Source organism: Bradyrhizobium sp. WYCCWR 13022 (assembly GCF_030435535.1).
In the GTDB taxonomy this organism is placed as follows: Bacteria; Pseudomonadota; Alphaproteobacteria; order Rhizobiales; family Xanthobacteraceae; genus Bradyrhizobium.
The window spans coordinates 421275-441632 of the sequence record NZ_JAUIZJ010000002.1; the positions used below are offsets into that span (position 1 = coordinate 421275).

The 20358-nt window shown below is 64.5% G+C and carries 19 protein-coding genes; 7 read left to right on the forward strand and 12 right to left on the reverse strand.

The window, feature by feature from the left end:
- Positions 1 to 91: 91 nt before the first annotated feature.
- From QY049_RS02965 to QY049_RS02975, 3 genes are all read right to left on the reverse strand, one after another.
- Entirely contained in the window at positions 92 to 907 is an 816-nt protein-coding gene (locus QY049_RS02965) for a hypothetical protein (RefSeq protein ID WP_301268850.1), read from the reverse strand.
- Positions 908 to 1000: 93 nt separating this feature from the next.
- Positions 1001 to 3001, reverse strand: coding sequence for a primary-amine oxidase (locus QY049_RS02970; RefSeq protein ID WP_301268851.1), 2001 nt, complete (start codon positions 2999 to 3001; stop codon positions 1001 to 1003).
- A gap of 15 nt (positions 3002 to 3016) precedes the next feature.
- The gene (locus tag QY049_RS02975) at positions 3017 to 4213 is read right to left on the reverse strand and encodes a serine hydrolase (protein ID WP_301268852.1); all 1197 of its coding nucleotides are present in this window, start codon (positions 4211 to 4213) and stop codon (positions 3017 to 3019) included.
- Positions 4214 to 4390: 177 nt separating this feature from the next.
- On the opposite strand from QY049_RS02975, the gene QY049_RS02980 reads away from it, so the two are divergent.
- On the forward strand, positions 4391 to 5374 hold the full coding sequence (locus QY049_RS02980; RefSeq protein WP_301268853.1) for a helix-turn-helix domain-containing protein: 984 nt from the start codon (positions 4391 to 4393) through the stop codon (positions 5372 to 5374).
- Positions 5375 to 5560: 186 nt separating this feature from the next.
- Here the strand turns inward: QY049_RS02980 and QY049_RS02985 are convergent, their stop codons facing one another.
- On the reverse strand, positions 5561 to 6367 hold the full coding sequence (locus QY049_RS02985) for an enoyl-CoA hydratase/isomerase family protein (protein WP_301268854.1): 807 nt from the start codon (positions 6365 to 6367) through the stop codon (positions 5561 to 5563).
- A 121-nt stretch (positions 6368 to 6488) separates the two neighbouring features.
- On the opposite strand from QY049_RS02985, the gene nthA reads away from it, so the two are divergent.
- Genes nthA through QY049_RS03000 form a run of 3 tightly spaced genes read left to right on the forward strand, consistent with a single transcriptional unit; the run spans position 6489 to position 8154 of the window.
- Positions 6489 to 7121: a nitrile hydratase subunit alpha gene (nthA, locus tag QY049_RS02990; protein ID WP_194482740.1), complete on the forward strand. Its 633-nt coding sequence runs from the start codon at positions 6489 to 6491 to the stop codon at positions 7119 to 7121.
- Entirely contained in the window at positions 7118 to 7777 is a 660-nt protein-coding gene (gene nthB, locus QY049_RS02995) for a nitrile hydratase subunit beta (RefSeq protein WP_301268855.1), read from the forward strand. The genes nthA and nthB overlap by 4 nt, the downstream gene beginning before the upstream one ends.
- A complete protein-coding gene (locus QY049_RS03000) occupies positions 7777 to 8154 on the forward strand; it encodes a nitrile hydratase accessory protein (RefSeq protein WP_194475933.1) in 378 nt (125 codons plus the stop codon). Before nthB ends, QY049_RS03000 begins: the two co-directional genes overlap by 1 nt.
- Before the next feature lie 120 nt (positions 8155 to 8274).
- Here the strand turns inward: QY049_RS03000 and queC are convergent, their stop codons facing one another.
- Positions 8275 to 8988, reverse strand: coding sequence for a 7-cyano-7-deazaguanine synthase QueC (queC, locus tag QY049_RS03005; protein ID WP_194475934.1), 714 nt, complete (start codon positions 8986 to 8988; stop codon positions 8275 to 8277).
- Between the two features lie 127 nt (positions 8989 to 9115).
- Between queC and mazG the strand changes: the two genes are divergently transcribed.
- Together mazG and QY049_RS03015 are read left to right on the forward strand one after the other, a co-directional pair.
- A complete protein-coding gene (gene mazG, locus QY049_RS03010) occupies positions 9116 to 9934 on the forward strand; it encodes a nucleoside triphosphate pyrophosphohydrolase (protein WP_301268856.1) in 819 nt (272 codons plus the stop codon).
- A 14-nt stretch (positions 9935 to 9948) separates the two neighbouring features.
- A complete protein-coding gene (locus QY049_RS03015) occupies positions 9949 to 10407 on the forward strand; it encodes a GNAT family N-acetyltransferase (protein ID WP_194475936.1) in 459 nt (152 codons plus the stop codon).
- Between the two features lie 14 nt (positions 10408 to 10421).
- Here the strand turns inward: QY049_RS03015 and hflX are convergent, their stop codons facing one another.
- From hflX to QY049_RS03035, 4 genes are all read right to left on the reverse strand, one after another.
- On the reverse strand, positions 10422 to 11819 hold the full coding sequence (hflX, locus tag QY049_RS03020) for a GTPase HflX (protein WP_301268857.1): 1398 nt from the start codon (positions 11817 to 11819) through the stop codon (positions 10422 to 10424).
- 11 nt (positions 11820 to 11830) lie between these two features.
- Positions 11831 to 12079: an RNA chaperone Hfq gene (gene hfq / locus QY049_RS03025; protein WP_007591126.1), complete on the reverse strand. Its 249-nt coding sequence runs from the start codon at positions 12077 to 12079 to the stop codon at positions 11831 to 11833.
- A gap of 248 nt (positions 12080 to 12327) precedes the next feature.
- Positions 12328 to 13698: a sigma-54 dependent transcriptional regulator gene (locus QY049_RS03030; protein ID WP_194475938.1), complete on the reverse strand. Its 1371-nt coding sequence runs from the start codon at positions 13696 to 13698 to the stop codon at positions 12328 to 12330.
- Positions 13699 to 13715: 17 nt separating this feature from the next.
- Positions 13716 to 16064, reverse strand: coding sequence for a PAS domain-containing sensor histidine kinase (locus tag QY049_RS03035; RefSeq protein WP_258761635.1), 2349 nt, complete (start codon positions 16062 to 16064; stop codon positions 13716 to 13718).
- A 186-nt stretch (positions 16065 to 16250) separates the two neighbouring features.
- Here QY049_RS03035 and QY049_RS03040 point away from each other — a divergent pair, with 186 nt between their 5' ends.
- Complete coding sequence (locus QY049_RS03040) at positions 16251 to 16397, forward strand: hypothetical protein (protein ID WP_194475940.1); 147 nt, start codon at positions 16251 to 16253, stop codon at positions 16395 to 16397.
- A gap of 191 nt (positions 16398 to 16588) precedes the next feature.
- On the opposite strand, the gene ntrC is transcribed toward QY049_RS03040, so the two are convergent.
- From ntrC to dusB, 3 genes are read right to left on the reverse strand one after another with little or no spacing between them, the layout of a single operon-like run.
- A complete protein-coding gene (gene ntrC / locus QY049_RS03045; protein ID WP_194475941.1) occupies positions 16589 to 18031 on the reverse strand; it encodes a nitrogen regulation protein NR(I) in 1443 nt (480 codons plus the stop codon).
- 9 nt (positions 18032 to 18040) lie between these two features.
- The gene (locus QY049_RS03050; protein WP_194475942.1) at positions 18041 to 19210 is read right to left on the reverse strand and encodes a nitrogen regulation protein NR(II); all 1170 of its coding nucleotides are present in this window, start codon (positions 19208 to 19210) and stop codon (positions 18041 to 18043) included.
- A complete protein-coding gene (gene dusB, locus QY049_RS03055) occupies positions 19207 to 20208 on the reverse strand; it encodes a tRNA dihydrouridine synthase DusB (RefSeq protein WP_258766965.1) in 1002 nt (333 codons plus the stop codon). The genes QY049_RS03050 and dusB overlap by 4 nt, the downstream gene beginning before the upstream one ends.
- Between the last annotated feature and the right edge of the window lie 150 nt (positions 20209 to 20358).

The window sequence follows — 20358 nt, forward strand, 5'->3', positions numbered from 1 at the left end:
CATCCCGAACAGGACGATCAGCTGCCCAATCATGAAGGGCCAGATCGTCTGGCGTAGACGCCGCGCAGGACCTTTGGAAACACCGCATCGATTAGCGCAACGGCAATTGCTCCAGCTGGCTTTGCGCCTTCCTGACGGTCGCAGCGAACCAGCTCTGGCTTGGTGCTTCCCTGGCGAAACACTTCGTGTAGGCATCCATCGCCTGATCTTCCCTAGCCATGGAATCCTGCGGGACCTTCCTGGCCATCATCTGCTTCCATATCCTTTCGCAAGCCGCGATCTCGGCCGTCTTCACGGCTCCGCTTGCGGCGAGGTAATAGACCTTATCGCCCTGGATCGCGACCACATCGATCTCGTGCGGCGGTCCCTTCAAATCACCATTGCCGCGGACGCCGAGCACGGCCACTGCGGCACTGACGGACGCCGGCTTTGTGATCGGCAACTCTGCATATTTGGCGAAGGCCGCGTCCTGGATGGCCTGATAGTAGAAGCGATCCGATCGGAACGCCGCATCGATCTCCTGCGGCATGCCGTCCTTGCCGTGCTCGCGCAGCCAGTGTTTGAGCAGCGAGGTCGTGGTCACCACGGCCTGCTGCTTGTCGCCTTCGGTGGCAAAGCCGAGCCCGTCGAGATGGCCGAACCCGATGTCCTCCTTGAAAAGCGTGTCGACGTTCGACTGGCCATCGGCCGGGAGCCCCTTGATCGTGACGGGACCGACAAAGCCACGCAGTATCCCTGTCAACTCGCTGAGGGCCGCATCGTGCTGCCTAGAGGTCTCGTCGCTTTCCTGGGCCTTCGAGAACTTTGCAATGTAGCGGTCGCGCAGGTCGAGATAGTGCTGCTCGGGAGACGCCGCGTTTACGCGCGCCGCGAAGGCGAGCAGGCAGAGCAAGGCGAGCAATCTCATTGCGACGTCCTGAAGGCCGGGAGCGATCTTCAGTCTTGGTGGCGTTGTCGGTCCGGAAGGTTCATCCCGGCGGGGCGCCCTGCCGACGGCCGGCTAGCCTTTGTGGCAGCACGACCCGCTGCCGGCGCCGGCGCGGGTCTGATCGCTGGCCAGCACGCTGCGGCTGTTACGATCAGGCGGAACGTCGCCGGCGGCGTTTGCTGCGAAGAAACCGGTCGGCTTCAGCGTGAAGCCGGCATATTCGACCGGCATGATCGGAAAATCCTCGGGCTTGCAGATATGGGTGTGGCCAAACGAGTGCCACAACACGATATCCGTATTCTCGATGCTGCGGTTCTGCGCGACGTAGCGCGGCAGGCCGTCGCCCCCGGCATGGTTGTTGGGATAATCGCCGCTGGCGTACTTTTCCGCCGCGTCGAAGGCGGTGACCCAGACATGCCTGGTGGCAAAACCTCCGCGCTTGCGCACGTAGCTGCCCTCCTGCGCCAGCATCAATGGGCTCGGATTGACGACGAGCTTGTACGCGGGCGCATTGCCGACCGAATTGGTCTCGTTGGGGTTGCTGATCTTCCAGAACCGGCCGCTCTCGCCATTGGCAATGGCCGCCGCATCCCACTCGCGTGACAATACGCGCGTCGTCGTGTCGAACACGTTGCCGTGCGGATTGTCGCGTCCCCAGGGCCGCGGCACGAACTCGTGCTCGCTGACGGTGTTGCCGCCGCCGTCGAGATCCATGTGCATGCGCACGTTGAAGAAGTGCTGATGCGTGGGGCCGCCCAGATTGTCGTCGACCATGCCGCCCCATTTGTACTTCTCGCCCGGCTGCACGGCGGCGGTCTGGATGATGCCGGTGAGTTTTGTCTCTAACTGGATCGTTCCGTCCTGATAGAGATACCAGTAGAAGCCATAGTCGTAATTGCCGACGGTCGCGAAGAACGAGATGACGAGGCGCCTTGAACGCCGGACCTCGAACAGGCCGTTGCGGAATTCGTAGTGTTTCCACGCAATTCCATAGTCTTCTTCATGCAAGCAGATGGCGTTCTGCATGACGAAGGGCTCGCCCTTGTTGTCGGCGGCCGGCACGTCGAAATAGTGGATATTGCCGAGGCAGTCGCAGCCGAGTTCGAGCGCGTTGGCGAGTATTCCGAGCCCGTATTCGCCGGCATCAAACGCCGACTTCCAGAAATGGTTCGCGGTCGGATCGGCGTAAGGCACCACCATCTCGGTGACGCTGGCGCGATGGATCAGCGAACGCTTCCGGTCGCCGTCCTGGTAGGCAAGCTGGTGCAGCACCAGTCCCTCGCGCGGCGTGAAGCCGACGCGAAAGCTCCATTTCTGCCAGTCGACCTTCCAGCCATCGACCCTGAAGCTCGCGCCCTCAGGCTGCTCGATATGCAGCGGCTTGATGTCGGTGCGCGGATTGGTGACTTCGTGCGCACCGTAGTTCCGCTTCTTGCGCGGGATCGGCACGACCGGATCCTCGTCGGTGAGGTCGATGACCTTGCCGCCGATCAGATCGACGACGGCAACGACGCCCTCGATCGGATGGGCGTAGCCGTTGTCCTGGAGATACTCCCGGAAGAAGCTGACGGCACGAACGATGCGCGCACCGCGCTCGTACTCATAGTCGAAGAAGCCTGAAGAAAACGGGTCGACCTGGACCAGTTCGATGTCCTTGTCCGTGAGGCCGCGCCGAACCATTGCCGCACGCCAGCCGGGATCGGCCTTGACCACGGCCTCGCACTTGAAGAACTCCTCCAGCATGACCGATGGCTGTCCAAAGGGCGCCTCGCGGTTCGGAATGACTTTGCGGCCGACGATCTCCTTGCTTGCGAGATCGACGATGTGCTCGGTCGCTTCGCCCGTCATCACGTCGAGCGTCAGCGCAAAGGCGCGGCGCGGCACGCTGCCTGCGGCCAACTCCTGCTTGGTAGGCTCCTCCAGCCGCACAGTCGGGAAGCGGCAGCTTTCCGGCGAGACGGCTGCTGCACGCACCAGCGTGCAGGCCGCGGTAATCTCCTCCGCCGTCAGCGGATCGAGCGGATGCAGCGTCGCGCTCTGCGCCTGCGATTTGGCTTTGGCGGTATCGAGCATCGTGATGTCCAGAAATCAGCGTGGAGCGAGATGTGTCGTGATGGCGCGGAAGGCCGCGAACCAGCGTTGGTCGATCGGGACGTCCATCGCCTTGGGCTGCGTCGCGAGCTTGACGATGACGGTATCCGAATCGAGATCGACATAGAGGTGCTGGCCGTGAATGCCGATCCCGGTCAGCGCATTGCGCGAGGGGTCGATCGTGAACCATTTGCTGCGGTAGCGCGCACCCGGGAAGTACTCGGCGAGGTCGCCGTCGGCCCAGGCCTTGGGATCGCCGTTCTCTCTGATATCGTCGATCCACCAGCCCGGCACCACCTGCCGCCCCTCCACCACGCCGCGATTGCGCATCATCTCGCCGAAGCGCAGCAGATCGCGCGCGGTCACGGAGATACCGCCCGCGAGGCGGCCCATGCCGTGGCTGTCGAGGGTGAGCGAGCCGTCCTCCTCGGCACCCAAGGGCTGCCAGAGATAGTCGGAGAGGATGCGGTGGTAAGGCATGCCGCAGGCACGCTCATAGACCCAGCCTAGCACCTCGGTGTTGGTCGAGACGTAGTGAAACACCTTGCCGTGTGGCTTGCCGGTGCCGCGCAGCGTGGCGAGATAGGCCCGTTGATGGCCTGGCTCGACGCCAGGCGGCGGCACGTCCCACCCTGAAGAGAACCGGTAGCGCGCGACGTCGCCGGCGGGGTCCTCGTAGTCCTCCTCGAACTGGATGGCGACGGCCATGTCGAGCAGGTTGCGCACCGTGCAGCCGCCATAGACCGAAGTCTCGAGCTCCGGGATGTAGCGCACCACCCTCGCCTCCGGATCGACCAGGCCGCGCGCGGCAAGTACGCCGCCGAGCGTGCCGGCGATCGCCTTGCTGATCGAGCAGATCAGGTGCGGCGTGATCACGCTCATGCCGTCGCCGTACCATTCGTGGATCAGCGTGCCTCGATGCATCACCAGCAGCGCATCGGCAAAGGTTTCCCGCAGCGTCGCCTCGATCGTGGTCGCCTTGCCGTCGGGCGCGGTGAAGCCAAGCTTCGCCAACTCGCGCGGCGCGCTCGGCATGGGCGTCGGTCGGGCGGAGCGGCGGATGTCGGCGGTCGGCAGCACTTCGCGAACGTGAGTGAAGCCCCAGCGTATCGCGGGAAAACTGCGCCAGTTGGCGCGGGTCACCTGGACCTCGGGCGCGGGCGGGCTGCCGCGCATGATCTCGGTCGGTCGCATCTCGATCCCTCCGCAAGGCCCGGCCTCGCTGCCGGGAATGGCAATGAGCCAGCCTGCACAGCGGCCGCGCTGAGCGTTATCGAGATCCCGCAATATTTTGCTGGACAGCGCCCGGGGCCGTGCCAAGCTGGCGCGGCCCTTGCTCGCTGTCCGGCTTGTAAATTCCGACGTATTATTATGGACTTAAGCGCAATTCTTCCGATTCAAGACTCGGCTGCAAACCTGTTCGAGGCGAGCAGCACCGATGTTGACGAGCATTGCGCAGCGCTCGGCCGCTGGCGGCTGAATTACGACCAGATCAGCGCCGGCGCATTCTCCGGCAGCTTTACCCAGCTCTCGCTCCCCCGCGTCGATGTGTTCCGCGAGATCACCAGCCAGCAGGTCCGCCAATACGGCCAGCTTGGTGCCGACAGCTTTGGCATCGGCCTGCCCTGGCGCGGCGATGGCGAGGTCAATTGCAATGGCACCAGCGTTGCAGGCAAACAAGTGATCGCCTGCATCGACGCCGAGGTCGACATGTGCACGCCGAAGGCGTTTGAACTCCGCGGTGTCGTGACCGGCGTGGCTCTGATCGAGGAGCTTGCCGCCAACCTCGGCATCGAGCTGCCGCGTTCGGTCTGGCACCAACTGCTGGCGATGGAGATGGCGGAGGCGCCGGTCGCACGGCTGCGTACCCATCTTGCCGCGATCCAGGAAACCATCACGACCGCGCCCGAACGTTTTGACGATCCGGCCGCCCGGCAGGCGCTGGAGGATGCGCTCCTCGTCGAGATCATGGATATGCTGCCCACGGCGCGCCCTGCCGATCCCGGCCGCAGCGCCCTGGCGCGCAAGCACACCGTGGACCGCGCCCGCGCGCTGATGCACGGCAGCGGCGACCGCTCGCTCTCGCTGCTGGAGGTCTGCAAGGCGGTCGGCGCCAGTCCGCGCAAGCTCGGCTATTGCTTCCAGGAGGTGTTGGGCACGAGCCCGATGCATTATTGGCGCGCGATGCGGCTCAACCGCGTCCGGCGCGACCTCAAGCGCGGCACGGATGCGTCAGTCTACGACGTCGCCGTGCAGTACGGCTTCTGGCACTTCAGCCAGTTCTCGCTCGACTATAAGCGCCATTTCTCAGAGCTGCCTTCGGAAACGCTGCGGCGGTCGAAGCTCGCCGCCTGACGCGGATCAGCGGTGCTGCGGCCGGCGATTAACCCGGCGCGCCAGATAACCGCCAGCGCTCTGCACGAGCAGCGAAGGCCTTTCGCCTCAGGTGCCTTCGAACTGGCGGTCATGCGCCCTCCCCCTCAATCGTCGTCGCACCGCGCGGCCCATCGACCGGATCGTCCCCGCAAGCGTATGGCCTAGCTAGCGCCCCTTGAAGTGCGGCTTGCGGCGCCCCAAAAACGCTTCGACGCCTTCCTTGTGGTCGTCGCTGAGGCTCGCCAGCGCGAACTGGTCGAGGTCCATGTGGCTGGCGAGATCGTCCAGCGCATGCGCAAGCCGGTTGACGGTGAGCTTGGTCATGGCAACCGAGAGCGGCGGCTGCGCGGCGACCTTGCGGGCCAGCTCCATCGCGGCATCGAAGGCCCTGCCGGGGTCCACGACCTGCTCAACCAGGCCCCATTCATAGGCTTCGTCGGCGGTGATGCGTTCATCGGCCAGGATCACCGCCTGCTTGGTGCGGGCAGGTCCGATCAGATGCAGCATGCGCGGGATGCTCTGCCAGCTCATGTTCATGCCGAGCCCGATCTCGGGCACACGCAGATGCGCGTCGCTCCCCATGACGCGAAAGTCGAGCGCGACAGCAAGCGCCACGCCGCCGCCAATGCAGAAGCCTTCGATCGCGGCGATCGTGATCTGCTCCATCTCGTGCCAGGCATGCGTCAGGCGCGGCCCGAGCTTGAGATGCCGCCGCAGCGTGCCAAGGTCCATTTCCTTGCGCGCACGCCCTTCGGCGTCCTTCAGGTCGAAACCGGCGCTGAAGGCACCCACATTCCCCGTCAAGACCACGACGGAAGTCGCCGCGTCGTCCTCGAAACTGCGCGCGGCCGCCGTGAGCTGGCGCATCGCGTCCGGCGACAGCGCGTTGATGCCGTCATGGCGGTCGAACCGCACCACCGCGATCCGTCCCTCGGGCCCAAGACCTTTCTCGATCTTGACGAAGTCTTTCATGGGCGCCTCCAAGGTCGATTTTTCTTTGATCATAGCGCGCAAACGGCGTCACGAATATGAGACCGATCGTGGCGCAACGAATGCTCGACAGGCAAGGGCCATGCGCTTAGTCTTTCGGGCCATGAGCGACGATCACGACCACCATCATCACGACGACGATCATTCGGAATTGTCGGAGACCGAGCTGCGCGTGCGCGCGCTCGAGACGATTCTGACAGAAAAAGGCTATGTCGAACCGGCCGCGCTCGACGCCATCATCCAGGCCTACGAGACCAAGATCGGCCCGCATAATGGCGCGCGCGTCGTCGCCAGGGCCTGGACCGATCCGGCGTTCAAGAAGGCGCTGCTGGAGGACGGCAGCAAGGCGATCGGCACGCTCGGCCATGTCAGCCGCGTCGGCGACCATCTCGTCGTGGTCGAGAACACGCCGCAGCGTCACAACATGGTCGTGTGTACGCTATGCTCCTGCTACCCCTGGGAAATGCTGGGTCTGCCGCCGGTCTGGTACAAGGCCTCGCCCTACCGTTCGCGTGCGGTGAAGGACCCGCGCGGTGTGCTCGCCGACTTCGACGTCATACTGCCGAAGGACATTGAGATCCGGGTCTGGGATTCCACCGCCGAGACGCGCTTCCTGGTGCTGCCGATGCGCCCTGCGGGCACCGAAGGCTGGAGCGAGGAACAGCTCGCCGAGCTCGTCACGCGCGACTCCATGATCGGCACTGGGTTTCCCAAAACGCCGGGAGCGCCGTCGTGAACGGCGTCCATGACATGGGCGGCATGGATGGGTTCGGCAAGGTCGAAGCCGAGCCGAACGAGCCGATGTTTCATGAGGAATGGGAGTCGCGCGTGCTCGCCATGGTGCGCGCGATGGGCGCGGCCGGTGCGTTCAACATCGACACCTCGCGCTTCTATCGCGAGACGCTTCCGCCACACGTGTACCTGTCGAGCTCCTACTACAAGAAGTGGTTCCTCGGCCTCGAGGAGATGCTGATCGAGAAGGGCTACCTTACCCGCGAGGAGGTTGCCGCCGGCCATGCGATGCAGCCCGGCAAGGCGCTCAAGCACGGCAAGTTCGATCTCGCCAATGTCGAGCGCATCATGGTGCGCGGCAAGTTTGCCCACCCAGCGCCTGCGCCCGCCAAATTCAACATCGGCGATCGCGTTCGCGCCAAGAACATTCATCCCACCACGCACACGCGGCTGCCGCGCTACGTGCGCGGCCATGTCGGCGTGGTCGAGCTGAACCATGGCTGCCACGTGTTTCCTGACACGGCCGCGATGGAGCTCGGCGAGAATCCGCAATGGCTCTATACGGTCGTGTTTGCAGGCCGTGATCTCTGGGGCGCGGATGGTGATCCGACCCTGAAGGTCTCGATCGATGCGTTCGAGCCCTACCTGGACCCGGCGTGATGAGCAGTGAGGCTGCCGCCGCCGCGACGGCGGCCATTCCGAGCATTCCGCGCGACGATGACGGCCCGGTTTTCCGCGCGCCCTGGGAAGCCCACGCCTTTGCGATGGCCTTGAGCCTGCACGACCGTGGCGTGTTCACCTGGCCCGAATGGGCTGCAGCACTCGCCGACGAAATCAAGCGCGCGCAGGCCGCCGGCGATCCTGACACCGGCGAGACCTACTATCTGCACTGGCTCGCCACACTGGAGGGCCTCGTCGCGCGCAAGGGCGTCGCGTCGATGGATACACTGCATCGCTATCGCAATGCCTGGGATCATGCGGCTGATCGCACGCCGCACGGCAAGCCGATCGAGCTAAAGCCGGAGGATTTTGGCTAGCTGGTGCCGTTTGTCGTCGCCCGGCTTGACCAATGACCAACCAGTCAGTGATGTGTCCGAACAGGTGTCAGCCATGTCTCCAGACTAAACATTTCGCGGGCAATGACACCATTTCGTTGGCTACCTCTGCGCCACAAACTCCCGCCATCCCTTCGCGCGCAGGCTGCACGCCGGGCATTCGCCACAGCCATAGCCCCAATCGTGCTGCGCGCCGCGTTCGCCGAGATAACAGGTGTGGGACTGCTCGCGGATGAGATCGACCAGCGCGTCGCCGCCGAGGTCATGCGCGAGCTTCCATGTTGCGGCCTTGTCGATCCACATCAGCGGCGTATGCAGTTCGAACTTCCTTGCCATGCCGAGCGAGAGCGCCGACTGCATCGCGCGGATGGTATCGTCGCGGCAATCGGGATAGCCGGAATAGTCGGTCTCGCACATGCCGCCGACGATGTGGGTAATTCCCCGACGATAGGCCAGCGCCGCGGCGAACGTCAAAAACACCAGATTGCGGCCGGGCACAAACGTGTTCGGCAACCCGTCGGCGCCCATTGCGATCGCGACATCGCGCGTCAGTGCCGTCTCCGACACGGCCGCCAGGGTCGGGATGGACAACGTGTGGCTCTCACCGAGTTTTGCAGCCCAATCCGCGCGAAGACCCTTGATGCCGTCGACCAGCCGGTCGCGGCAGTCGAGCTCGACGGCGTGGCGCTGGCCGTATTCGAACCCCAGCGTCTCCACGCGGGCGAAGCGGCTCAGCGCCCAGGCGAGACAGGTGGTGGAGTCCTGGCCCCCGGAAAACAGCACCAGCGCGGTTTGTGATGAAAATGCGTCACTCATGGCCTTGCGCTTTAGCATTGCAGGACGTGTCAGCCAATCGGTGGAAATCGGCCCTTTCCGGCGCGCCCCGCTGGGAACGGCGGCCCGCTTTTGGCATAAGGTTTCGGACCCAGGAGACTGCCCCGCAATGACCCCTTCCCGCGACATTTCCCGCCTGATCGAGATCATGGCGGCGCTGCGCAAGCCGGTGACCGGCTGCCCCTGGGACCTCGAGCAGAATTTCGCGACGATCGCGCCGTACACGATCGAGGAAGCGTATGAGGTGGTCGACGCCATCGACCGCGGCGACCTCGACGATCTCCGCGAGGAGCTCGGAGACCTGCTCTTGCAGGTCGTGTTCCACGCCCAGATGGCGTCGGAGCAGAACGTTTTTTCGTTCGGCGATGTCGTCGAGGCCATCACTCGAAAAATGATCCGGCGCCATCCACATGTGTTCGCCGACAAGGACGGCAACCTCGCCTCCTCGCACGTCAAGGAGGTCTGGGACCGCATCAAGGCCGAGGAGAAAGCCGAGCGCGCCGCGCGCCGGCGGCCGGAAGCTGCACCGAAGCACCAATCGCTACTCTCGGGCGTCAAGGCAGGCCAGCCTGCTCTGACGCGCGCAATGGAGCTGCAGCGCAAGGCCTCCACAGTCGGCTTCGACTGGAACGATCCGCGCGCTGTCTTGCAAAAGATCCGCGAGGAAGCTGACGAGATTGAGGCCGCGCTCGACCGCAACGACAAGCAGGAGATCGCGGAAGAAACCGGCGACCTCATGTTCGCCCTCGTCAACCTCGCCCGACACGTCGATGCCGATCCCGAAGCCGCATTGCGCGCGACCAACGCGAAGTTCGAAAAGCGCTTTGCCTATATCGAGCGGACGCTGGAAGCGCAGGGCCGCACGCTGGAGCAGGCGTCGCTGGCGGAGATGGACGCGTTGTGGAATGCGGCGAAGACGGCGACCTGACACAGGGACGCGCAGTGGAGATCAAGCAGGACGACCCGAAAGCGCCCCATGTTGCCGCCTTGTTGGCGCATCATCTCGAAGAGCTGCGCAGCGTCATGGGGGAGCACGCGCAGGCACTCGACGCGAGCGGCCTGTCGGCTCCGTCCGTAACGTTCTGGACGGCCTGGCAGGACGATATGCTCGCTGGTTTTGGTGCGCTGAAGCAACTGGACGCGACGCATGGCGAAGTGAAGTCGATGCGCGCCGCACCCGCCGTGCGGCGGACCGGCGCCGGACGCTCGATTCTGAACCACATCATCGCTGAAAGCCGAAAGCGCGGATATTCGCGTCTGAGCCTGGAGACCGGGACGGCTCCCCTGCACGTTCCTGCCGTCGCGCTCTATCGCAGCGTTGGCTTCGTGTCCTGCGCGCCGTTCGCCGACTACCAGGCGAGTGCGCACAACCAGTTTCTAAGCCTCGACCTTTCGCGGTAACTTAACTAAGCGGCTCACGCCGACAAACGCGGCACCGCGTCGAACCTGTTCACCACGATATCCCGCTTGGTCTCGTCCACCCGCACGGTCATGTCGAAGCGGCCGTCGTGCAGCTCCTTGGCCAGCACCTCGGAATTGCGGTGCAGCCAGGAGATTCCCGCGCCGTCGGCAGCGTCGATCGAGAGGTCGAGCGTGGTGCGTTTGGCGGCGAGACGCTCCTCGATCGCGGCGAGCAGCGCATCGATGCCTTCGCCTGAGACGGCCGAGACCAGCATCGCAGGATGATCCTCCGGCCGGCGCGCGGCGATGTTCAGGAGCTCTTCGCGCTGCTCCGGATCGTAACGATCGATCTTGTTCCAGACCTCGATGATGCGGCCGGAATCGTCGGGGTTGATACCGAGCTGGCGCAGCACAGCATCGACGTCGCTCTGCTGGGCCTCGGCATCCTCATGCGAGATGTCGCGGACATGCAGAATGACGTCGGCTTCCAGCACCTCCTCCAGCGTGGCGCGGAAGGCGGCGACGAGCTGGGTCGGCAGATTGGAGATGAATCCGACGGTATCAGACAGCATCGCCTTGCCGCCATGCGGCAGTGTCAGCGCCCGCAAGGTGGGATCGAGCGTCGCGAACAGCATGTCGGCGGCTTGCACGTCGGCGCGGGTCAGGCGGTTGAACAGTGTCGACTTGCCGGCATTTGTGTAGCCGACCAGCGCGACGACGCGGTACGGCACACGCTGGCGCCCGGCGCGATGCAGACGGCGCGTTGCCTGCACCTTCTTCAGCTCGCCCTCGAGCTTGGTGATGCGCTCCTGGATGAGGCGGCGGTCGGCTTCGATCTGCGTCTCGCCGGGGCCGCCCATGAATCCAAAGCCGCCGCGCTGGCGCTCCAGATGGGTCCACGATCGCACCAGGCGCGAACGCTGGTAGTTGAGATGCGCGAGCTCGACCTGGAGCGAGCCTTCCTTGGTCTTGGCGCGGCGGCCGAAGATCTCGAGAATGAGCCCGGTGCGGTCCAGCACCTTGGCATGCAATTCCTTCTCGAGATTGCGCTGCTGGATCGGCGCCAGCGCGCAGTCCATCACCACGAGCTCGACGTCGAGACTCTTGGCGAGCGCGGCAATCTCCTCGACCTTGCCCTTGCCGATATAGGTCGCGGGCCGGATCTGGCTGATCGGCGCAATGATGGCATCGGCAATGACGAGATCGATCGCACGCGCAAGGCCCGTCGCTTCGTCGAGCCGGGCCTCGGCGTCACGCTGGACATGACTGGCAGAGGCATGGCTCTCCGATTGCGCGTCGGCACTACCCGCACGCGCCCGCAAATAGGGGCCGATGACAAGCACCCGCCCCGTCTGCTTAGCCCCTGCCGACCGCGAACGGTCGGCATCCCCGTCGAAATTCCGGGGTTCCAATCAGATCACTCTCAAGCCGGCTGATCCTCGCCGCCTTCGAACAGCTGGATCGGAGCGCCCGGCATGATGGTCGAGATCGCATGCTTGTAGACCAGCTGCGAATGACCGTCGCGCCGAAGCAGCAGACAGAAATTGTCGAACCAGGTCACGATGCCCTGGAGCTTCACTCCGTTGACCAGAAAGATCGTCAGTGGCGTCTTGGTTTTGCGAACGTGATTAAGGAAGGTGTCCTGTAGGTTTTGTGCGCGGTCTGCCGCCATTGTTTTTTTCTCGCTTTGAGTTTCTTTTTATAGCGCCGGTCGCGGCCCTGTTTTGAAAGTTTGGGCCTTCGTCCGGTTGCCGTCCCTCATGAGATCCCCCTCTAGGGAACAGCAGGATGATTAGAAGGCAGGCGAACACTTTAGGCAAGCCGCTTCACGCGGCAGGGCGCGCCGATTTTCTCCGAAAAATTACGGAAACAGATGATTTTCCTCAGATATCCCTAAAGGTAGCGCCGCGCCGTCGCGCGTCAACCGACCCCGAGCGCCTTCAACTTCCGGTGTAGCGCCGAACGTTCCATGCCAACAAACTCGGCCGTACGAGAAATATTTCCTGAGAAACGGCTGATCTGGGCAATCAAATAGTCGCGCTCGAACACTTCACGTGCCTCGCGCAGGGGCAGGCCCATGATGTGCTCGCCATTGTTGCTGGTCGGCATCGCCGGCACCATCGAACCGACGTCCTGCGGCAGCATGTCGGCGGTGATGATCACCTCCGGCCCGCCGGCAGCCAGAATCATGACTCGTTCAACGTTGTTGCGGAGCTGGCGCACATTACCCGGCCAGACATGCGATTGCAGCACCGCCATCGCGTCCTGTCCGATCTGACGCTTGGGCAGGCCGCTGCCAGCCGAGATCTGCTCCATGAAATAGTCGATCAGCTCAGGAATGTCCTCACGCCGCTCCGACAGCGCGGGCACGCGGATCGGCACTACCGAAAGCCGATGATACAGATCTTCGCGGAAATGGCCGGCCGCGATCTCTTCTTCGAGATTGCGCGCGGTCGAGGAGATGATGCGGACGTCGACCTGCACCTTGGCGGTGCCGCCGACGCGCTGGAACGACTGCTCGACGAGCACGCGCAAAATCTTGTTCTGGGTCTCGCGCGGCATGTCCGCGATCTCGTCGATGAACAGCGTGCCGCCGTGCGCCTCTTCGAGCGCGCCGGGCTTGCGCGGCTGCTCGCCGTTGGATTGCTCGACGCCGAACAGCTCGTGCTCCATCCGCTCCGGCGTGATCGCGGCGGCGTTGATGACGACGAAGGGACCGTCGGCGCGACCCGAGGCCGTGTGCAGCGTGCGCGCGGTCAATTCCTTGCCGGCGCCGGCGGGGCCGACGATCAGGATCCGGCTGTTGGCTTTGGCCGCGCGCTCGATGGTCTGGCGCAGCTGGTTCATGCTGGGCGAGCGGCCGACGAGCTGGCTGGCGCTCGGCGCGAGCTGCTTCAGCTCCTTCACCTCGCGCTTGAGGCGCGAGTTTTCCAGTGCGCGGTTGGCGACCAGGATCAACCGGTCCGCCTTGAACGGCTTCTCGATGAAGTCATAGGCGCCGCGCTTGATCGCGGCGACCGCGGTCTCGATGTTGCCGTGGCCGGAGATCATCACGACAGGCAGGTCGGCATTGTCCTTCTTGACCTGCTCCAGGAGCTGCAAGCCGTCGAGCTTGGAGCCTTGCAGCCAGATGTCGAGGAAGACGAGGTGCGGCCTGCGGTTGGCGATTTCGGCCAAAGCCGAGTCGCTGTCGCGTGCCGTGCGGGTGACAAAACCCTCGTCTTCGAGGATGCCCGCAACGAGATCCCGAATATCGGCCTCATCATCGACAATCAGAATTTCACTTGCCATGGGTCGCGCCTGTCTTGTCAGCTGCCTGTTGAGGCTTCGATTTTCGTTGAATCATTGGTCTTTTCAGCGGGCTCTTTGGTTTCGGCCGCCGGCTCTTTTGTTTCCTGCGTCACGACGGCGCCATCGGCCTTCTTGGCCTGGCCGGAGATCGCAAAGCGCATCCGCATCCAGGCGCCACGCTGGCCCTGGCGGAAGTCGGAGGCGTCCTTCAATTCGATACGGCCGCCATGGTCTTCGAGCACGCGGCCGACGATGGCGAGGCCAAGGCCGGTGCCCTTGGCGCGCGTCGTCACATAGGGCTCGAGCAGCCGCGAGCGTGCGACCTTGGGCAGGCCGATGCCGTTGTCGATGACGTCGATCAGCACGTCCTCGCCGTCGCGCGACACCACGACGTCGATGCGACCCTTTCCCCCGTCCTTGCCAAGCTCCTCCGGCGGCACCTGCTCGATCGCCTCCGTGGCGTTCTTGACGATGTTGGTGACCGCCTGCGAGATCAGCCGCCGGTCGAACTGGGCGCGCAGCGGATCCTCCTTGAACTCGGCCTCGATATCGAGCTCGGGATGGGCGACCTTCATCAGGAACACCGCCTGCCGCACGGTGTCGGCGACGTCCTCGCCCTCCATCACGGGCTTTGGCATCCGGGCGAAGCGCGAGAACTCGTCGACCATACGCCTGATGTCGTCGACCTGGCGCACGATGGTGTCGGTGCACTGGTCGAAGATCTGCTTGTCCTTGGTCTCGGTGATGTCCTTGCCGAACTTGCGGCGGATGCGCTCGGCCGAGAGCTGGATCGGCGTCAGCGGATTCTTGATCTCGTGGGCGATGCGGCGCGCGACATCGCCCCAGGCCGAGGTGCGCTGCGCCGAGACCAGCTCGGTGATGTCGTCGAGCGTGATGATGTAGCTGTCGTGCGGCTGGTTCTTCTCGGCGCTGACCCGCACCGACAGATTGCGCTCGGTGCCGTCGCGCGTGATCGTGATCTGGCCCTGCACCAGGCGCTGGGTCCCTTCCCGCGCCGCCGTCATCATCTCCTCGAGTTCGGGCAGCACGTCGGAGAGCGGATGGCCGAGCGTCTCGGCCTCGGAATGCCCGATCAGCTTCTCGGCGGAGCGATTCAGGATGCCGACGCTGCCGGAGGTGTCGACACCGATGATGCCGGCGCTCGCCGACGACAGCACGGCCTCGATGAAGCGGCGGCGGCTGTCGATGAGGTCGCTGGCGTTGACGAGCTCGTCGCGCTGGCTGCGCAGTTCCTGCGTCATCTTGTTGAACGTCTCGCCGAGCTGGGCCAAATCGCCTTCCGATTTGTGCACGGGCACCTGGACATGCAGATCGCCGGTCGAGACGGTGTTGGCGGCGTTCATCAGCCGCCGGATCGGCGCCACCAGAGAGTTTGCGAAGTTGAGCCCGATCAGCACCGAGGCCATCAGGATGGTCAGCGCGATCACCGCGAACATCAGCGCGAACGCGACCTGGATCCCGAGCTTGCGCGACTCGATCTGGGCATATTCGGCGACACTCAGCTCGGTCTGCCTGAGCTGGGCGACGACCCTCGGATCGAGGGGGCGCGCGACGTAGAGGAAGGTGTTGGTGAAGCCCCTGAGCCTGATCACGGCGGCCACCAGATTTTGATCGGGCAAGACCGCGATCTCGGGCTCGTTCTCGTTGACGTTCTGAAGAAACTCCGGCGCAGGCGGCGCAAAGGCGAGCGGAACGCCACCGGTTTCCGCCGACAGGATCGGATTGGCGTCCTTGCCCATGAGCATCGCGCCCGGCAGGTTGCGTGCCGCCGCGCTCGAGGTCAGGAGCTGCAGGAACGACTGGCGGTCCTGGTCGAACAGCATCGGAACGCGCGAGACGTCGTTGGCCATGCCGAGGATGTCGCCGCGGATCACTTGCGCGTGCTCCTGCACATAGGCGCGCGCGATCGTCAGTGAGTTCTGAATCACTTCCTTGGTCGGACCCGAGAACAGCCGGTCGAGGCCGCGCTCGATCGTGACGTTGGCGACGACGGCGACCAGCACCGCCGGCAGCACGGCGACGATCGAGAACAGGCCGACGATCTGGACATGCAGCCGCGCCGCTGCCCGTCCCCGCCGACGGGCCTGGATCATCTGCCAGACCTCGCGGCCGATGATCCCGATCAGGAGCAGGATGGTGCCGGCATTGATCGCCAGGAAGGAGCTGACGACCTCCGGGGTCGGCTCGATGCTGGTCAACCCGGTCAAGACCAGGAAAGTCAGGAGCGCCGACAGCAACGCCAGCGCAACGGCAAACGGTCCCAGCCAGCGCCACACCGACCAGCGCCGGGGCTCTTCCGCTGGAGCCGTGTCAAAGGATGCGGCCGAGGTGTCTGCGCTGGTCATTCCGGGCAATAGGGTGCTGAAAACAGGTCCGCGACGCGCGGATACTGATGTATTCGTACCACATTGTTGCCGAATTGCGACAATTCCGCGGCGTCTATCCCGCGGCAGGCGGGCGCATCCACAGACGATGGTGGCCACCGGCGAGTTTCCCCGGAACGGAATCCGGCCATTCCGGCTTAAACCGGCATGGAAAGGATATTTCTCGCAATCATGGTCTCGGCGGTGCTGCTGCTGATCGTGGCCTCTGACCTTCTGGTCAACGGCTCGAGCAGGCAGGAGCAGACGGCGGAGATGGCCAATATTCAGCCGATCATGGCGCGCCTCATCAGATAGATGATGAGACGCCACGCCCTGCGGCCCGACGCTTCATTTTCCTGTGTTCCAGGGGAACATTCAGCCCGATCCGGACTTCTGCTCACCGCGCAGACCACAACGGCCAGCGCGATCCGGACAGGCTCAGCTCCGCTTTGGTAGGGAGAGCTGAGCCACTCCCGCGCAAACGCGTTGAGTGTTTGTCGCGATGATTAGCCCCCGCTCCTGTACACCTGGATATCGAGATCCCGGATCTTCTTCCGCAGCGTGTTGCGGTTGAGGCCGAGCAGGTCGGCCGCGCGGATCTGGTTGCCGCGGGTGGCGGCGAGCGCGGCCGTCAACAGCGGCACCTCGATCTCCTTGAGGATGCGGTGATAGAGGCCCGGCGGCGGCACGCCGTTGGGAAAACCCTGGAAGTGCGACGAGAGATAGGCTTCCACCGCGCCGCCGAGATTGTCGACGCCCTGCTGGACCGCGGCCCCCGGGCTGACCGAGGGCGGCGCCAGCTCGCCGTCGATGACGGAGGCCGTGATCACGTCCTGCGGATAGAGCGCGGCGAGGCGCCGGGCGAGGTTCTCCAGCTCGCGCACGTTGCCGGGCCAGCGATGCTGCTTCAGCCGCTCCAGCGCCAGCGCGTCGAGCTTCTTCGGCGGCAATCCGTCCTTCTCGGCGAGAGCGAAGAAGTGACGCACGAGATCCGGCAAGTCCTCGATGCGTTCGCGCAAGGGCGGCAGCCGCAGCGGCACGACGTTGAGGCGGAAGAACAGATCCTCGCGGAACAGCCCCTGCTGGATCAGCACGCGCAGATCCTTGTTGGAGGCCGCGACGATGCGCACGTCGGTCTTGATCGGGGTGCGACCACCGACGGTGGTGTATTCACCCTGCTGCAGCACGCGCAGCAATCGAGTCTGCGCCTCCATCGGCATGTCGCCGATCTCGTCCAGGAACAGCGTGCCCCCCTCGGCCTGCTCGAACCGGCCGGATGCCCGCGTGTTGGCGCCGGTGAACGCGCCGCGCTCGTGGCCGAACAATTCGGACTCGATGAGATCGCGCGGGATCGCCGCCATGTTGACCGCGACGAACGGGCCGTTGCGGCGCTTGCCGTAATCGTGCAGCGCGCGCGCCACCAACTCCTTGCCGGTGCCGGACTCGCCCGTGATCATCACGGTGAGGTCGGTCTGCATCAGCCGTGCGAGCACACGGTAGATTTCCTGCATGGCCGGCGACCGGCCGACCAGCGGGATCGCCTCCATCTCGGCGTCGTCGTCGGGCGTTGCAACCCGCTCTTTCGGCTCGGCGAGCGCGCGGCCGACGATCGCGATCAGCTCCTTCAGGTCGAAGGGCTTCGGCAGGTATTCGTACGCCCCACGCTCGGAGGCGCGGATCGCCGTCATGAAGGTGTTTTGTGCGCTCATGACGATGACGGGCAAATTCGGCCGCATCTTCTTGATCCGCGGCAGCAGGTCGAAGGCGTTTTCGTCCGGCATCACGACGTCGGTGATGACGAGATCGCCCTCCCCCTGGCTGACCCAACGCCACAACGTCGCGGCGTTGCCGGTCAGCCTGACTTCGTACCCGGCCCGGGAAAGTGCCTGGTTGAGAACCGTGCGGATGGCGGTGTCGTCATCAGCTACGAGAATGCTACCTGCGGGCATCGTTAATCCTCATTTTGCCCCCTGTGATGCAGACGACGACTTCCCGGCAGAGCCGTCGCGACTGCTGTGATCGGTTGTCCTGGCCGATGTCGAGTACATCGGCATCAGCACGCGGAAGGTGGTCTTGCGCGGCTGAGACTCGCATTCGATGATGCCCCCGTGATCGCCGACGATCTTGGCAACCAGAGCAAGACCGAGGCCAGAGCCGGTCTGCTTGGTGGTCACGAAGGGATCGAACAGGTTGGGCAGAAGATCATCAGGTACGCCTGGTCCATTGTCCCTCACGCAGAATTCAAGCGGCAGGGATACCCGGGTTTTTTGACCGGGGACTGACAGGCGCACGCCTGGGCGGAATGCGGTGGTGAGCTGGATCTCGGCGTCGGGCACGTCGATCAGCGCTTCGGCGGCGTTCTTCACCAGATTGAGGAAAACCTGGATGAGCTGATCCTGGTTCGCCAGCACCGGCGGCAGCGAGGGATCGTAATCCTCGATGAAGCGGATGTTGCGGGCAAAGCCGGACTGCGCCAGCCGCTTCACGTGATCGAGCACCGAATGGATGTTGACGGGGCCGCGCACCACGGGCCGCTCGTCGCCGAACACCTCCATGCGGTCGACCAGCGTCACGATGCGGTCGGCCTCGTCGCAGATCAGCCGCGTCAGCATGCGGTCTTCGGTCGAGGCCTGCTGCTCGAGCAACTGCGCCGCGCCACGGATGCCGGAGAGCGGATTCTTGATCTCATGCGCCAGCATGGCTGCCAGAGCGATCACCGAGCGCGCGGCGCTGCGGTGGGTGAGCTGCCGGTCCATCTTGTCGGCGATGGAACGCTCCTGGAGCATCACAACGATATGGCCCGGCCGCTCGGTCAGCGGGGCGACGTGGAGATCGACCTGACGATCGCCGCCCATGCGCGGCGTGCCGAGATCGACCTTGTACTCGTTGACCGGCGAATTCGACGAGCGCACCTGGTCGATCAAGGCCAGCAAGGGACTTCCGAACGGCACCAGCTCTTTCAGCGACTGCCGCTTCAGGAACTGTGTCGAGATATCGAAGAACGCTTCGGTCGCGATATTGGCGGCGACGATCTTGCCGTCCGGCCCGATCATGAGAACGGGATTGGGCAAGGCATCGAGAATCGCGTCGCTGTCGGTCGGCTTGCGATGGTCGGCGGCTGAGGTCATGCAGCGGCGCTCCATGCGAAGTCGTCGTACGCATCCTGCAGCGACTTGTGGACCAGATGCGGATCCTCAGACGTCAGAATCTTCTGGCGCCAGGCCTTCAGCGTCTCGACCGGGACGCTGCTCGCTTCGGCAGCAACATCGAGCGCCCAGCCGAGATGTTTGCGTGCATGCTTGAGGCCCACGCGCATGCCGTAGAGCGCGCAGACGCCGTCATAAAGCGTGCGGACGTAATCCAGCTGCGTGGCGAGCGACGGCGTGGCTTCGGCCGCCCCGCCGTTCAGGCGGCGGCCGATCTCGCCGGGCAGCCAGGGCTGGCCCTGCGCGCCGCGGCCGATCATCACGGCGTCGGCGCCCGAGGCCTCGAGCGCCGCGAGCGCCTTCTCGAAAGTGGTGATGTCGCCATTGACGACGAGCGGAATGGTGATGGCCTCGCGGACCGCGCGGATCGCATCCCAATCGGCCTCGCCCTTGTAGAACTGGCAGCGAGTGCGGCCATGGACGGTGACGAGCTTGACGCCGGCGGTCTCCGCACGACGCGCCAGCTCGGGGGCGTTGCGGGTGCGATCGTCCCAGCCGAGCCGCATCTTCAGCGTCACCGGCACTTTCACGGCTGATATCGTCGCCTCGATCAGGCTCACGGCGTGATCGAGATCGCGCATCAGGGCCGAGCCCGACTGGCCGCCGGTCACGTGGCGTGCCGGACAGCCCATGTTGATGTCGATGATGTCGGCGCCCTCGGCTTCGGCGATCCTGGCGCCCTCCGCCATCCAATGCGCCTCGCAGCCGGCGAGCTGGACCACGTGCGGGCCGACCCCGGTCGCTTCGCAGCGCAACCGCGACATGCGGTGGCCGTTGGCGAGTTCATCGCTGGCGGTCATTTCGGAGACGACCAAGCCGGCTCCAAGCTCGGCGGCGAGCCTGCGAACGGGTGAGTCCGTTACTCCCGACATCGGTGCCAGGAAGACCGGATTGGCGATATCAATATCGCCTATTTTCAACGGCTTAGAGCCTGATACTGCCGAGCCGGTCACAGGGGTCTCGTTGCGTGGGCAGGGCCTCATCGCGCCTGCCATGGCCTATCTTGCGCACAATTCTTGTGCAGTCAAGCGCCATGCCTACAGTTTAGACAGTTCTGCAGATCTTTCAAG